Here is a 14,565-nt window from a genome sequence, read left to right on the forward strand (position 1 = left end):
TGACTGGAGCCGGCCATGACCGAGGACTTCTCCACACCGGACGCCTTCGGCGTACGGATCGGCGGGCTGCCCGCATCCACGCTGGACGACATGCGCGCGCCGGAGTTGTGGCGCCAGGCCGGGTCCGTACGCGACGGGGAACGCCAACTGGACCTCCAGGCATCCGTGTTGTCCGACCGCCTCTACGAGCAGATCGGGCGCGGTGGTTCCGCCAAGCCGCTCCTGGTGGCCTTGCGACGGGCCATTCACAATCGCCGTCCGCTCGCCGAGCGCCACTGGAACGACGGCATCCGGGCACTGCTCCCCCAAGCCGTCGTCGACGAAGTGGACGCCTGGGCGCGGCTGCGGGCCGGTCATCAGGAGGCGGTGGCCCGGCTGGACGACCTGATCGGCCACCACCTCGCCACCCAGCACGTGCTGCTGCGCAAGGCGGCATCCGATCCCGGTTTCCAGCACGGCCTCGTACTGAGCAGTCCGGTGCTCCTCGCCGAGGTGCGCAAGTGGCTCGCGAGCCCCGACGAGCGCGCGCCGGAGCGCTCATTGGCGCTGCGGCTCGCCAAGTACCTGGCGCGGGTCAGCATGAAGACCAGCCCCTTCAGCACGTTCACCGCCAGCGGCCTGGGGACGTGGCGCGGCGGTGCGGGAGACCGGGCGTCCACCGGCCCCCGGGTGCGTTCGGTCGCCGAGCTGAACGTGTGGGTCGTCCAACAGGTCGTACGCGAACTCGGCCGCCATCGCGAACTCTCCGGGCGCAGGCGGCTGCGCCTCAACCCGAGTGCCGTGCTCACCGACGGACGCTGGGAGTTCCTGGGGGCGGGCGCCGAGGAGCCGTTGCGCGGCCTGCCCGGGACCGCTGCGGTGCGGGAGTGCGTGGAGGTGGTGCGCGAGGGCCGCCCCACGCGCGAGGAGGCGGCCCGGATCGTCGCGGACCGCACCGGGAACGACCCGGCCACGGCCACGGCGTACCTGGCGCGCCTGGAGGATCTGGGGCTGCTGGAAGCCGAGCGGCCCTTCGCCGACCAGACCCTCGACCACGTCGCCGATCTGCGCTCCTGGCTGGCCGGGGCGACCAGCCCGGATCTCGTCGGGGTCGAGCGGGAACTCGCCGTCATTGCGGCAACCCTGACGGACTATCCGCACCTGACGGATCCGGCGCAGCGGGTGCGCGCCACCGACGCCGTCACAGAAGCCCTGCGGCGGATCAGGGACCTGGCCGGCCCGGATCGGATCAGTCTGCCCGCCAAGAACAGCGTCATCGAGAATGCCCTGATGACGGCGCCCTTCCCCGGACCGGACCGCCGCGCGTGGGGTCCGGTCCTGCGGGACCTGGATGCCGTGCGGCAGTGCTACGCCGTGCTCGATCCCGGGCTGCCCGGACGGGTCGCGCTCGCCGACCTGTTCGCCGAACGCGTCGGTCCCGGCGAGGCGGTGCCGTTCCTGACCTTCCACCGACTGGTCCAGACCTGGCTGCGCGAGGACCCCGCGTTACCCGCCCTGCTCTCGGTCGCCGTGCACGGTTACCGGACGATGCACCGGCACCGGCTTCCCCGGCTGGCTGAACTGGCCGCAATGCGAGGCGCATTGTGCGAGATGGTCCGTGCAGTACCGGCCGATGCGCGGGGTGTCGTCCGGATCGCCCCCGAGCGGCTGCTCTCGGTGGTGGAGCGCCGGCCCGCATGGATGCGCGCGCCGGACTCCGTGGCCTACTACGGCCAGCCACTCGGCGCCGGCTCCGCGCCCGGGTTCGTGGTCAACGCCGTCAACTCCGGGCACGGCCGGGGACGTGACCGCATCCGGCGGCTCCTCACCCAGGGGGGCGTCGACGGGGTGCGGGACACGGCCGTGGACACCGCTCCCCCGTCCCCGGGCCTCATCCATGCCGACACCTGCCGCCACTTCGGCAGCAACGTGGGTCTGCGGGCGTCCGCCGTGGCCGAAGAGATCGAGTACCCCGGAGGGCTGAGCCTGCGGTCCCCGGAGCACCGGATCCGTCTGGGTGACCTGTTCATTCGACACGACCCCGGCCTCGGCCTGCTCGCTCTGCACGCGCGAGGGCGGGCCGGTGAGGTACGCCCCGTCCACCCCAACCTGATCGCGGAGCTGTGGCTGCCGCCCGCGCTGCGCCTGCTGATGCAGACCTTCGGCGCCACGTCCAACCTCCTGATCCCCGGGCGACGGATGTTCGGCGACCCGTCCCTCGCCGAGGTGCACGAGGTCCTGGTCGAGCCGCGGGTGGTCGTGGGCCGTACGACGGTCAGCCGCCGGCAGTGGGTGCTGCCGCCGGGCGCCGTACCGAGGCGGGAAAAGGGCGAGAGCGACCGTTCTCTGCTGTTGCGGCTCGCCGGGTGGCTGGCGGAGCACCGGATGCCGCAACGGTGCTTCGTGCGCGCCCTGGACCCCCGGTCGGTGGTCAGCGGGGAGGTGTGGCGGGTCAAGTCGCGCAAGCCGCTCTATGTGGACTTCGCCAACCTGCTGCTCGTCGGGGTCTTCGAGCGGCTGCTCGCCGCCGGTGCGGGGCAAGTGGTGTTCCTCCAGGAGGCCCTGCCCGGCCCCTCGGAGATGCCGGACCACGACGGCAGCGGGCCCCGGGTGACCGAATTCCTCATCGAGATCAACGAAGGACGGACACGATGACCACGACGAACGGACACGGCGACGGACACGGCGACGGCGACGGCACCGGCACCGGCACCGGCACCGGCACCGGCACCGGCAACAGTGCTCGTCTGGACCCGGCGTCCGCGCGGGCGGCGGACTGGGTGTGTGCACACGTCTTCTACGACACCGACCAGGACACGCTGCTGACACGCTGCGTCGAGCCGGTGGTGGCGGAACTGGAGCAACGCGGGCTGATCCAGCGGTACTTCTTCCTGCGCTATTGGGAGGGCGGCCCGCATGTACGTCTGCGCCTGCTTCCCTCGCGTGCCCGTGACCACGCCGGCGTGGCAGACGTGGTGGAGCGTCGCCTCAGCGCGTTCCTGACGGAGTCGCCCGCCCCGGACGTCGTGGACCGCTCCGGCTTCGCGCAGGTCGCGCAGGGACTGGCCGGGCTGGAGGGCCGCGCGGGCCACGACGACGTGGTGCGGGCCAACAACACGGCGGAGTTCCTGCCGTACGCACGTGAGCACGCCGACTACGGCCGCGGCGCCGCCATCGCGGCCGTGGAGCAGCACTTCTGCGAGTCGAGCCGGCTGGCGCTGTCGGTGGTCTCGGCGGGCACCACGGTGGAGCAGCGGGCGCTGCTCGCGTTCGACCTGGTGGTGGGCGTGTTCGCACTGTGCGACGAGATCCGCGACCGGTGGGCGCGCCACGGTGGGCCACCGCTGCCGTTCGGGAGCGGCCCCGAGGCGGCCGATGTCGAACCGCGCTACCGCGCCCAACGGGAGCAGCTGCACGCGCGGGCCCGGCACACCTGGGAGCTCACGGACCGGCCGCCCGGAAACGACCAGCGCGGATACTGGCTGGCATCGGTGCGGCGGCTGCGCGACGAGCTGCACCGTATGGAGGAGACCGGCGAGTTCGCCGCCGACTGGGCGGCTTCCCCGCTGGCGGATCCGCTGGGCCTGGCGGCCACCGCCCACCCTGCCACCAGTCTGGTGCTGTTGCGCTGCGCCCATCTGGTGAACAACCGCCTCGGGCTCACTCTGTGGCAGGAGAACCAGCTGCGGTTCCTGGTGGGCCGGGTGCTGTCCGAGCTGCCCGAGGCCCAGGGCGTCGCATGACCGGGCCCGCCGAGGCGTCCTGGCACAGCCTGCACGTCCACCACCACGACGAGGCCGCGGAGCCGGAGCTGATCCTCGGGGCCGTCCGGCCGGCGTTCACCTCGGTCGGGACCCGGGTACGCGGCGCCTGGTTCGGCCGGCACTGGCTGCGTGGACCACACCTGCGCCTCAGCTTCCTTACGGAAGAGGCACTATGGCGTGAGCACGTGCGCCCCATGGTGGTGGACATCGTCACGGACCATCTGCGGGCCCGCCCTTCCACCGTCCGCTTGGACGAGGCCGCGCTCGCGCCCGTGCACGAGCGGCTCGCGGAGCTGGAGATGGAGACCGGGCCGCTGCGTCCCTGGGTGGCGGACAACACCGTCGTGGAGCGCCCGTACGACCACCGGCTGCAGATACTCGGCTCGCTGCGCGCGAGCGAACTGCTGGCCGGGTTCCTCTCCGACACCACCGACCTCGCGTTCCGGATGTATGAGCAGCTGCGCACCACCCCGCTGTCCGTATTGGCCCTGGACCTGATGTGGACCACGGCGAGCGCGGCGGCGATCCCGTTCGAGGACGGCAGGGCCCCGATCGAGCGGGGCGTACTGTCCCTGCGCTCGCACGCGGATGCCTTCCTGTCGCGCACGAACGATCCGGTGGCCTACCGCACCCGCTTCGACGAGCGGTTCGGCCGGCAGGAAGCCGCCCTGGGCGCGCGGTTGCGGGCGGTGGAGGCGGCGCTCGCGGAGCCGGAGAGCACCGACGCCCCGGGCTCCGAGGTGGCATTCGTACGGGAGTGGGCGCGGGCCGTGCGCCGGCACCAGCGGATCGCGCAGCCGCTGCTCGCCTCGGGCGAGGTGTCGATGGGCGGGGCGGCGCTGGCTCCGCGCATGCCGACGCGCCGGCTCAGCGAGTTCCACCGGCTCCTGCTGTCCGACCACGGGCACCGGGACTTCCTCGTCGACGACGCATGGTTCGCGTCCTTCCGCCTGGTGATGAACTACCTGTACCTCCACCTCAACCGGCTGGGGCTGGCGCCCGTGGACCGCGGGCTGCTGTGCCACCTGGCGGCGCGGACCGTGGAGTCGGTGCACGACACGTCGGCCGTCGCCAGCTTCGCACGGTACGTCGCCGAACCTGACGGGGACGAGGAGCCCGCCTGGCGGCGGATCGGCGCCGAGTGGGCGGAGGGAACACACGGAGATCCGCCCGTCGCCCGCCCCGGCATCAGCCGCCGCTGAACACCTCGGCGAGCTGGCGGCGTCCCGTGATCCCCAACTTGCGGTAAGCACCGGACAGATGGAACTCGACGGTGCGTACGGCGACAAACAGCCGGCCCGCGATGTCGCGGTTGGAGTGTCCGTCCTTGGCGAGGTGGAGGATCTTCCGTTCCTGGGGCGTCAGGCAGTCCAGGAGCGGATGGGCGGAGTGCGGGGTGGATTGCGGGGCGGTGTGCGGGGCGGAGTACGGGGCGGACGCCGGGGGCACGGTGGGCTCCACCGCGCCCGCGGGGCCGGGTGCGGCCGCGGGCGTCCCGGAGACTTCCCGGGCTCCCCGGCCCGTCACCCGGAGCAGCCCCCAGGCTTCCTGGACGCGCCGTGCCAGCGGCTCCGCGCCACACGCGCGGGCGAGCCGGAGGGCCGACAGCAACTCGGCACGGGCCGCCTCCCCGCGCCCCAGCTCGATCAGACCGGTGCCCAAGTCGGCCTGTACCGCGGCGCGTTCAAGGCGGTCCGAGGACCGGGCGAGCGTCCCGGCCGCATCCGCGAGCAGGTCGATGTGCCGCTCGCCGGTCTCGGTGAGGGCCAGTGCGTGCAACGCGGTACCGATGGACTCCGGAGTGCCCCAGCGGCGGGCGTCCGCCACCTCGGCAGCCGCGAGTGCGGCAGCCTCCTTGCGTTCGCCGCGCGCCGCGAGGATCCGAGCAGCACGGGAGCGCCAGGGCAACACCGCGGGGTTTTGCACCCCCGCCTCCTCCAGAAGGCGCCCCGCGGCGAGCAGGTCCTCCAGAGCACGGGCGGGGTCGTCCCTCTCGTGGACCGCCGCTCGTACGGCCAGAGCGTGCGCGGAGTCCCGCCGCCACGGCAGCGGATCCCGGTCCAGGCCGCTCTCGGCGAGCAGGGCGCGCGCCGAGTCGGTCGCGCCCCTCAGGGCCCGCACCTCGGCCAGGGCGGCCACAGCGGTCACGGCCGCGGGGTGGCCGGTGGCCGCGGAGGCGAGCAGGCGGCCGGCCACGGGGGCCAGGGTGGCCTCGGCGGTGTGGAGGTCCCCTCGGGCCCGCAGCACCGCCGCGCGCAGCAACTCGACCTTGACGTGGTCCCAGCGGCCGGGTCGGGCGCCGGCGACCTGGCGCCCACGGCCGCAGTGCGTCCATGCCTCGGCTACTTCACCGGCCGCCACAAGAACGCCGCAGGTGTGCCACAGCAGGGTGGCCGAGCCGTCCGAGCCCCATCCCTCACCCAGGGGCAGGCCCTGCCGGGCGTGCCGGACGGCAGCGCCCCGGTCGGTCCCGGCGTCGGCCGCTCGTACCGCGCGCAGCGCCGCGAGCTCCCGGCCCACGATGCCCCTGCGCGGGGTCTCGCTGGTCAGGTTCCCCGGCGGATCTGCCGCCTGCACCAGCCACAGGGGGCCACGCCTGCAGGTGAACGCCTTGTGCAGACGCAACCGCAGCTGCCAGGAGCCGTCCCCCGGTGTCCGCCCGAGCCGGGCTGCGGCGTCGTCGAGCACGGTGACGGCATCCTCGGCCCGGCCGCACTCGGTCAGTACGGCGGCCAGCGCCAGCGCGTATTCCAGCACGACGCCGGGGGCCTGCGACTCGCAGCGGGCGGCATCCAGGAGGCGTACGGCGCGTTCCGGGTCGACGAAGGCGTCCAGCTCGGCGAGTTCCCGGCGTACGGCCGACTTCTCGTGGGGGCGCAGGGGTTCGCGGAGCGCCGCGCGCAGATGACGTGCCGCATCCTGGGGCCTGCCCTCCTGCTCCAGCTGGCGTGCTGCCAGCCACAGACAGCGCATGGCCCACTCCTCTCCCACGAGGCCGGCGGCGACCAGGTGGCGGGCGACGGTCGTCGTGGCGGCCTGCCGGTCGCGCAGCAGGACCGCCGCCCTCAGGTGCAGGGCCGTTCGGGTGCCGGCGGCGATACGGCCAAGAACCATGGTTTCGAGGAGCGGGTGACGAAAGGCCAGCGGGGTGCGATTGGCGAGCAGGCAGGCGTCGACGAGCTGGTCGACGGCACCGAGCGCCTCCTCGACCGTCAGGCCGGCCAACTCGGCGCTGTCCACGACCTCAGCGCCGCCGCCGAGCACCGCGACCGCCCGCGCGAGGGCCAGGGCCGGTGTGCTCAGCGGCGCCAGCCAGCGGTCGGCTCCCGCCAGGGCGCCCGACGCGGCGGTGGTACGCAGAGCGTCAGCCGTGGGCGCGCTGTCGGCGTGCGGCGCCAACAGGGCGTGCACAAGGGCGGGATTGCCGCCGGTGAGCTCGCCGCACACTGCGGCGGTTCGTGCGTCGAGACGGACGCGACATCGCTCGGCGGCAGCTTCGGGCAGGTCGTTCGTGCGCAGACCCGGCAGGTCGATGGGTTCGGCAGCGGCCAGGAGTGCGGTTCCGGGCTCGTCCGAGGTCCCGTACGTGGGGCCGGAGCGCGTCTCGGCCCCGGCGCCGCAGATCCTGGCCGTGAGCACGATCACCAGCGGCACGGGCGGCAACGTCCGGGACAGGTCCAGCAACCACCGCAGCGACCAGCTGTCGACCCGGGCTATGTCGTCCACGCACAGGGCGACGGGGGCGTCCCGTTCCGTCGGCACCCCGGCAACCGGCCCCCCGAGATCATCGCCGGGCGGTGTACGGTGCCGGACCTCCACGGCTTTCCCGTCGCCGGCCCGCAGTTGGGCGATGAGCAGATTGGCCGCCGCATACGGACAGTCCTCGGCCCCTGTCCCGCGCACCAGGGCGACGCGGAACCCCGCCGCGGACGCTGCCACTCCGAAGGCATCGAGCAGCGTCGACTTCCCCGCTCCCGGCTCGCCACGGACGACCGCTACGGCCGGGCCACGGTCTCTGCGGGACCGTTCGAGCACGGCTCGGAGTCGTGCCGTCTCGCTCCTGCGGCCGGTCTCCCCGAGCGCCATGAGCCCCTCCCGATCACCGGCCGTCGTGCACCGCTCTACGTACAAGGCCGACGATCAGTTCACAGGGCATGGGATCCACAGGAAGTGCATATGTAGGTAGTCGTCTTGAAAAAGACCCTCTATGGCAGGATGTCTCGATGCGGGCAAGCGCCTGCCGGACGGCTCGGCGCGTACTGCCCAGAGCCGCCCAGAGCTGCCCAGAACCGAACACGACGCCGACCACCGCGGCGGCCACGACGCCGCATCACCGGCCTGAATGAGTGCAGACGACACGCGCCGGTCGCGGCGGGGGGATGTGTTGCGGGCGAGCGGCCCGCCTCCGCCCGCTCGGAGAGCACGGTCAGGCCGCCGCACGGCTTGCCGCGTCCCCGGCATCTCTGGAGCGTCCCCAGCAGCTGCCGACAGGAAGCCGCACTCCTGACCTTGCATAGCACAGCGTGACAATCACCCATAAGATGGGTATTGCTGGCGCACCGGCGTGCCGGACAGGCACATGAAGTCGGTGCGGAACGGCGATCGGCTCGGGGACGGGAAGCCTATGGACCAGGCCGCCAGTCCGGCGCGGACCGTCATCCTGACTGTGGATGACGACCCGGGCGTGTCGCGTGCTGTCGCCCGCGATCTGCGGCGACACTACGGCGCGTCGTACCGCATCGTGCGCGCGGAGTCCGGCGAGTCCGCCCTTGCCGCTCTGCGCGAGCTGAAGCTGCGTGGCGGCCCCGTCGCGGTGATCGTCGCCGACTACCGGATGCCGAAGATGAACGGCATCGAGTTCCTCGAGCAGGCTCTCGACATCTACCCCGACGCCCGGCGGGTGCTGCTGACCGCATACGCGGACACCAACGCGGCCATCGACGCGATCAATGTCGTCGACCTCGACCACTACCTCCTCAAGCCCTGGGAGCCCCCCGAGGAGAAGCTCTACCCCGTCCTCGACGATCTGCTGCAGGCCTGGCGGGCCGCCGACCACCGGCCGGTGGCCGTCACCAAGGTCGTCGGGCACCGCTGGTCGGCGCGTTCATCGGCCGTACGGGAGTTCCTGGCCCGCAACCAGGTGCCGTACCGCTGGTACTCGTCCGACGACCCGGAAGGCCGGCGGCTGCTGTGCGCCGCGGGCCAGGACGGCCTGCGGCTCCCGCTTGTGATCACTCCGGACGGCACGGCCCTGATCGAGCCCGAGGACCAGGAGCTCGCCGCCCGGGTCGGCCTCGCGACGACCCCGGCAACCGACTTCTACGACCTCGTCGTCATCGGCGGCGGACCGGCCGGCCTGGGTGCGGCGGTGTACGGGGCCTCCGAGGGCCTGCGGACCGTCCTCGTGGAGCGCTCCGCGACCGGCGGCCAGGCGGGCCAGAGCTCGCGCATCGAGAACTATCTCGGCTTTCCGGACGGCGTGTCCGGGGCGCAGCTCACCGACCGGGCCCGGCGGCAGGCGGCGAAGTTCGGCGCCGAGATACTGACCGCGCGCGAGGTCACCGGACTGGAGGTCAATGGCGCGTCGCGCGTCGTGCGGTTCTCGGACGGCTCCGCCGTCGCCGCGCACTCCGTGATTCTCGCGACCGGCGTGTCGTACCGGCAGCTGGATGCGCCACACGTGGCCGAGCTGACCGGCTGCGGAGTGTTCTACGGTTCGGCCCTGACCGAAGCGGCCGCGTGCCAAGGCCATGACGTGTACATCGTCGGCGGCGCGAACTCCGCAGGCCAGGCCGCGATATACCTGGCCCGGAGCGCCAAATCGGTCACCGTACTGGTGCGTAAGCCGTCCTTGTCCACGTCGATGTCGCACTACCTCGTCCAGCAGGTCGACGAGACACCCACGATCTCGGTGCGCACCCACACGGTCGTCGACGCCGCCCACGGCTCGCGTCAACTGGAACAGATCACCCTTCGCGACACGGCGACCGGCCACACCGAACTCGTCGACGCCCAGTGGATGTTCGTCTTCATTGGGGCGGCCCCGCTGACCGACTGGCTGGAGGGCACGGTGCTCCGGGACTCCCGCGGGTTCATCCTGACCGGCCCCGATCTGACCGCGGACGGGCGCCCGCCGGGCGACTGGGAGTTGGACCGGCCGCCCTACCACCTGGAAACGAACGTCCCGGGCGTGTTCGTGGCCGGCGACGCCCGCGCCGAGTCCGCCAAGCGTGTCGCCTCCGCGGTAGGAGAGGGAGCCATGGCGGTCATGCTCGTCCACCGATATCTGGAGCAGTCATGAACGGCCGGCCGCTGCCGTGCAGTCAGGAGGAACTCGGCTCGCTGTTCCTGTTCGAGAAGCTGGCCCCCGACCAGATCGCCCGGCTCTGCCGCGAGGGCCGGGTGGAGGAGTTCGCACCCGGGCCCGTGTACGGCGAGGGCGACGCCGCCACGTGCTTCTATGTGCTGCTCGAAGGGACCATCGTGCTCTCGCGCCGGATCGGGGACTACGACGTGGAGATCAACCGGAGCTCCAGCCGCGGGGTGTACGCGGGAGCCTTCCAGGCCTACCTGGGTGACCGTCTGCGCCAGGAGTACAACAGCTCCCTGCGTGTCATCGAGCCCTCCCGCTTTTTCGTGCTGCCCGCGGAGAGCTTCGCCGCGATCATGCGCGAATGGTTTCCCATGGCCGTACACCTGCTGGAAGGCCTCTTCTTCGGCGCCAAGAGCACCCAGGAGGCCGTCGGCCAGCGAGAACGGCTCCTGGCTCTCGGGTCGCTGTCCGCAGGGCTGACCCATGAGCTGAACAACCCCGCCACGGCGGCCGTGCGCGCCACGTCCGCGCTCCGCGAGCGTGTTGCCGGAATGCGCCACAAGCTCGGCATCATCGCGGCAGGCCCGTACCGGCGCGCCAGTCTGGAGACTCTCGTCGACGTCCAGGAACGCACGGCCGAACGCGTCGCCAAGGCCACCACCCTGAGCCCGCTGGAAGCCTCGGACCGCGAGGACGCCCTCTCCGACTGGCTGGACGACCACGGCATCGGGGACGGATGGCAGCTCGCGCCGACCTTCGTACAGGCCGGCCTTGACACCGAGTGGCTGGACCAGGTGGCCGCGGCCGTGGACAGTGACACCCTCGAAGGTGCGGTGCGGTGGCTCAACTACACCGTCGAAACCGAGCTGTTGATGAACGAGATCGAGGATTCGACCACCCGTGTCTCGGCTCTCGTCACCGCGGCCAAGCAGTACTCGCAACTCGACCGGGCGCCCCACCAGGTCGCAGACGTGCATGAGCTGCTGGACAGCACCCTGCTGATGGTCTCCGCGAAGATCGGCCCGCACATCACCGTCGTGAAGGACTACGACCGCGGCCTGCCGGAGATCCCGGCCTACCCCAGCGAGCTCAACCAGGTATGGACAAATCTGATCGACAACGCCATCTCGGCGATGAACACCACGGGCGCCGAGGGCACATTGACCGTACGCACCGCGCGCGACGGGGACCATCTGCTCGTCGAGTTCTGCGACACCGGTCCCGGAGTTCCCGCGGAGATCCACGACCGCATCTTCGACCCGTTCTTCACCACCAAGCCGATGGGTGAGGGGACAGGCCTCGGCCTGGACATCTCATGGCGCATCGTCGTCAACAAACACAACGGGGACCTGCGGTTCCACTCCGTCCCCGGCGACACCCGCTTCCAGGTACGCCTCCCGCTGGCCTCGGCCGACCCCCACCCCCCACAGGAGCCGTCATGAATTCCCCGAACGGAATCGACCCCTCGGTCCCGCCCAGCGGAACCGGATGCGCGGAGTGCGACGCCGACGGCGGCTGGTGGTTCCACCTGCGACGCTGCGCACAGTGCGGCCATATCGGCTGTTGCGACGACTCGCCCGCCAAGCACACGACGGCCCACGCGCGGGCCACCGGGCACCCGGTGATCCGCAGCTTCGAACCGGGCGAAGGCTGGTTCTGGAACTACGAGACCTCGCAGATGTACGCCTCGGGCCCGCACCTGGCTCCCCCTGAGAGCCACCCGGCCGATCAGCCCACCCCCGGGCCCGCGGGACGAGTCCCGGACGACTGGGCCGACCGTCTGGGCTAAGGGCCCCGAGATCTCATCTCCCCCGGTGAGACCGCCCGACGAGACAGGTGACCTCCCGCTCGGAGGGTGCGCCGAACACCGCGGCATGCCCTGCCACGACGCCGTCGGCAGCACCGGCCGCTCGATCTGCGCCGGTGCCACGACAAGCCGCTCGTCATCGACACCGCGATCAGGAAGCGACCCTGGCGGTCAGCCCGTAGTCCAGCTCCGCACCGTCGACGAGCAGTGCCTCGACCGTGCGCGTACCGGGGTCGATGTCGGCCACGATCCCGTTCCCGGCGTAGCGGGGGTAGCCCGACTCGCCCGTCTCGCCCGTCGCCTCGACGACCGCCGATCGCACGGCTGAGTCCTCCGCCAAGGCTCCGCCCGCGTCCACAACGTATGCGGGAACCAACAAGATCTTGAAGCGCTGCGGCTCTGTAGTCACGCTCCGATATTTAAGTGCCTGTGCCGCCGGCCGTGGGACAGGCGCGCGGCATCGGAGGTCCAGATGCGGGCGTTCTCCGAAGATCTGCCGTCGGGGAGCCGGCCGGCCTGTCCGGCGTCGCGCGCCGGGATCATGGCCAGGTGCTCGGCCCGAGCGACCGGGGCCCCGCCGGGCTCCGCGCACTGCTCACAGCCCGTCCGCCGGGCAGCCCGCACCTCGCCTCGCCGCCGTCCTCCTCTGCACCCGCTGGTCAAAGAGGCAGAACCTGGCCGATGGCGGGTTCGGACCGCACTTCGATCCGGTCCCCCGTCCGCTCCATCTCCAGGACGACGAGCTCGTTCCCTCCCCGCCGCCACAGATGGCCCGGCGCGTACAGGGTGGTCTGCGGCCCGAGGGACCAGTACCGGCCGAGCGCGAACCCGTTGAGCCACACCATGCCCTTGTCCCAGCCCGGAAGGGCGAGGAAGCCGTCCGCGGGGGTGTCGGCATGGACCCGGGCCCGGTGGAACGCGGGGCCGGTCGGCGTGTCGGTGCTGCCGAACTTCAGAGCTGAGAGGTTGTCGAGAGGCAGCCGGCGGATCTCCCAGTCGCGCAGTTCCTCGTCGTCGAGGAGGACCTTGCCGCTGATTCCCTTGGGGTCATTGAGTCCCTGGCCGAAGTTGACCCGCCCGGTGGGATCGACCAGCAGATCGAGGGTGCCGGACGCGCCGGCCACGGTGAAGTCGACGGTGTGGTCCGGCTGGTTGCGGTCGAAGGTGCCGATGCGCTTGCCGTCGCCGAACACCAGCGCACGGTCGCCCAGGCCCGTGACCCTCAGGCTCTTGGTCCCCTGCGGCCCCGGCACCCGAGTGCGGTAGTGGATCAGTCCGTGTGGCTGCCCGAGCGCCTCCATGTGGACGGGAGCGGTACGCCGTAGCGGCGTGCTCAGTGCGTCGAGCGCGTCCATGAACGGCACCGACTCGCGGACGGCGACCCGCTGGGGCGGCATGCGGCGCGGCGTGGGCGGCAGGGGCGTGCCCGGTACGGTGGTGTACTTGGCCAGCACGGCACGCACCGTGTGGAATTTCTCGGTGAGTTCGCCGGATTCGCTGATCGGGGAGTCGTAGTCGTAGCTGGTGATGGTGGGCTGGTAGGCGCTGCCGCTCAGGTTGGCGCCCGCGGACCAGCCGAAGTTCGTTCCGCCCACCGCCATATAGAAGTTGATGGACGCTCCCGCTTCGAGGAGCTTCTCCACGTCGGCGGCGGTCTGCGCCGGGTCGGTGGTGTGGTGCCGTTCGCCCCAGTGGTCGAACCAGCCGTCCCAGAACTCCGTGCAGAACACGGGCTTGTCCGGCTGGAATTCACGCAGCTCCGCGAACGGCCCGGAGGGGTCCCCGGCGAAGTTGACGGTGGACAGGAGATCGGGAAGGCTGCCGGCCTTCAGCGCTTCCTGGGTGGCCCCGTTGGAGCAGAACAGCAGGCTGTCCACGCCTTGCGCCCTCATGGTGTCCCGCAGATGTTGCAGGTACGCATGGTCGTCGCCGTAGCTGCCGTACTCGTTCTCGACCTGCATGGCGATGATGGGCCCGCCTCGGGTGGCCTGCAGATCGACGAACCGGGGCAGCAGTTCGGCGAACCAGGCGTCAACCGCCCGCTCGTAGACGGGGTCGGAGCGGCGCAGCGGAGCGTCCTTGTCCTTGAGGAGCCAGGCCGGCAGGCCGCCGAAGTCCCATTCCGCGCAGATGTACGGGCCCGGTCTCACGATCACCTTGAGCCCGACCTCGTCCGCCGTCCGTACGAAGGAGGCGACATCGCGCCATCCGGTGAAGTCGGTCTTCTCCTCGTACGGTTGGTGGAAGTTCCAGGCGACGTAGGTCTCCACCGTGTTCAGGCCCATGGCCCGCATTCGCAGCAACCGGTCGCGCCAGTCCTTGGGATGCGTCCGGAAGTAGTGGAAGGCACCCGAGAGGATCCGGAACGGCTCGCCGTCCAGCAGGAATTCGTTCCCGCGGATGGTCAGTCCCCGCGGGCTGTCGGCCTGGGCGAGGGTCGTACGGCCGCTGCCCAGGGCGACGCCCACGGACACGCCCCCCACCATGGCCGCGCTCAGAAAACTGCGTCGGCTGAACTGCGTCATGTCTGCTCTCCTCGACTCGACCGGCCGTCACCCAAGGTTCGAACATGTTCAGTGGTGCGCGTTTCTGTGCCTTGAGAGTGTTCTGTAGAACAGAAACGAGCACAAGGGGTCGTGACTGAGCACGGTGAACCAGGCGGGCGGGGACACGGATGTGCGAGGCACCGCCCCGGCCGGCCG

Annotated in this window: 9 protein-coding genes; 6 read left to right on the forward strand and 3 right to left on the reverse strand. The window is 71.5% G+C overall.

Annotated features, from left to right (window positions below; all coding sequences use genetic code 11):
* Window positions 1-15 precede the first annotated feature (15 nt).
* From ACWGJY_RS05385 to ACWGJY_RS05395, 3 genes are read left to right on the forward strand one after another with little or no spacing between them, the layout of a single operon-like run.
* Window positions 16-2,634, forward strand: coding sequence for a lantibiotic dehydratase (locus ACWGJY_RS05385; RefSeq protein ID WP_453259460.1), 2,619 nt, complete (start codon window positions 16-18; stop codon window positions 2,632-2,634).
* On the forward strand, window positions 2,631-3,722 hold the full coding sequence (locus ACWGJY_RS05390) for a thiopeptide-type bacteriocin biosynthesis protein (RefSeq protein WP_453259461.1): 1,092 nt from the start codon (window positions 2,631-2,633) through the stop codon (window positions 3,720-3,722). The genes ACWGJY_RS05385 and ACWGJY_RS05390 overlap by 4 nt, the downstream gene beginning before the upstream one ends.
* A complete protein-coding gene (locus ACWGJY_RS05395) occupies window positions 3,719-4,945 on the forward strand; it encodes a thiopeptide maturation pyridine synthase (RefSeq protein ID WP_453259462.1) in 1,227 nt (408 codons plus the stop codon). The genes ACWGJY_RS05390 and ACWGJY_RS05395 overlap by 4 nt, the downstream gene beginning before the upstream one ends.
* Here ACWGJY_RS05395 and ACWGJY_RS05400 read toward each other — a convergent pair.
* Window positions 4,932-7,829, reverse strand: coding sequence for a LuxR C-terminal-related transcriptional regulator (locus ACWGJY_RS05400; protein WP_453259463.1), 2,898 nt, complete (start codon window positions 7,827-7,829; stop codon window positions 4,932-4,934). The genes ACWGJY_RS05395 and ACWGJY_RS05400 overlap by 14 nt on opposite strands.
* A 538-nt stretch (window positions 7,830-8,367) precedes the next feature.
* Here ACWGJY_RS05400 and ACWGJY_RS05405 point away from each other — a divergent pair.
* The 3 genes from ACWGJY_RS05405 to ACWGJY_RS05415 are packed head-to-tail and all read left to right on the forward strand — an operon-like array spanning window position 8,368 to window position 11,845.
* Window positions 8,368-10,044 (forward strand): FAD-dependent oxidoreductase, encoded by a 1,677-nt coding sequence (locus ACWGJY_RS05405; protein WP_453259464.1) that lies wholly within the window; start codon window positions 8,368-8,370, stop codon window positions 10,042-10,044.
* Window positions 10,041-11,498: an ATP-binding protein gene (locus tag ACWGJY_RS05410; protein ID WP_453259465.1), complete on the forward strand. Its 1,458-nt coding sequence runs from the start codon at window positions 10,041-10,043 to the stop codon at window positions 11,496-11,498. The genes ACWGJY_RS05405 and ACWGJY_RS05410 overlap by 4 nt, the downstream gene beginning before the upstream one ends.
* Window positions 11,495-11,845, forward strand: a complete 351-nt coding sequence (locus tag ACWGJY_RS05415) for a UBP-type zinc finger domain-containing protein (protein WP_453259466.1) — start codon at window positions 11,495-11,497, stop codon at window positions 11,843-11,845. Before ACWGJY_RS05410 ends, ACWGJY_RS05415 begins: the two co-directional genes overlap by 4 nt.
* 169 nt (window positions 11,846-12,014) lie before the next feature.
* Here the strand turns inward: ACWGJY_RS05415 and ACWGJY_RS05420 are convergent, their stop codons facing one another.
* Window positions 12,015-12,272 carry a hypothetical protein gene (locus tag ACWGJY_RS05420; RefSeq protein WP_453259467.1) on the reverse strand — a complete coding sequence of 86 codons (258 nt, stop codon included), beginning with the start codon at window positions 12,270-12,272 and terminating at the stop codon, window positions 12,015-12,017.
* 250 nt (window positions 12,273-12,522) lie between these two features.
* Window positions 12,523-14,388, reverse strand: coding sequence for a glycoside hydrolase family 35 protein (locus tag ACWGJY_RS05425; RefSeq protein ID WP_453259468.1), 1,866 nt, complete (start codon window positions 14,386-14,388; stop codon window positions 12,523-12,525).
* Window positions 14,389-14,565 lie beyond the last annotated feature (177 nt).

The sequence above is a fragment of the Streptomyces sp. NPDC054765 genome (assembly GCF_053612065.1).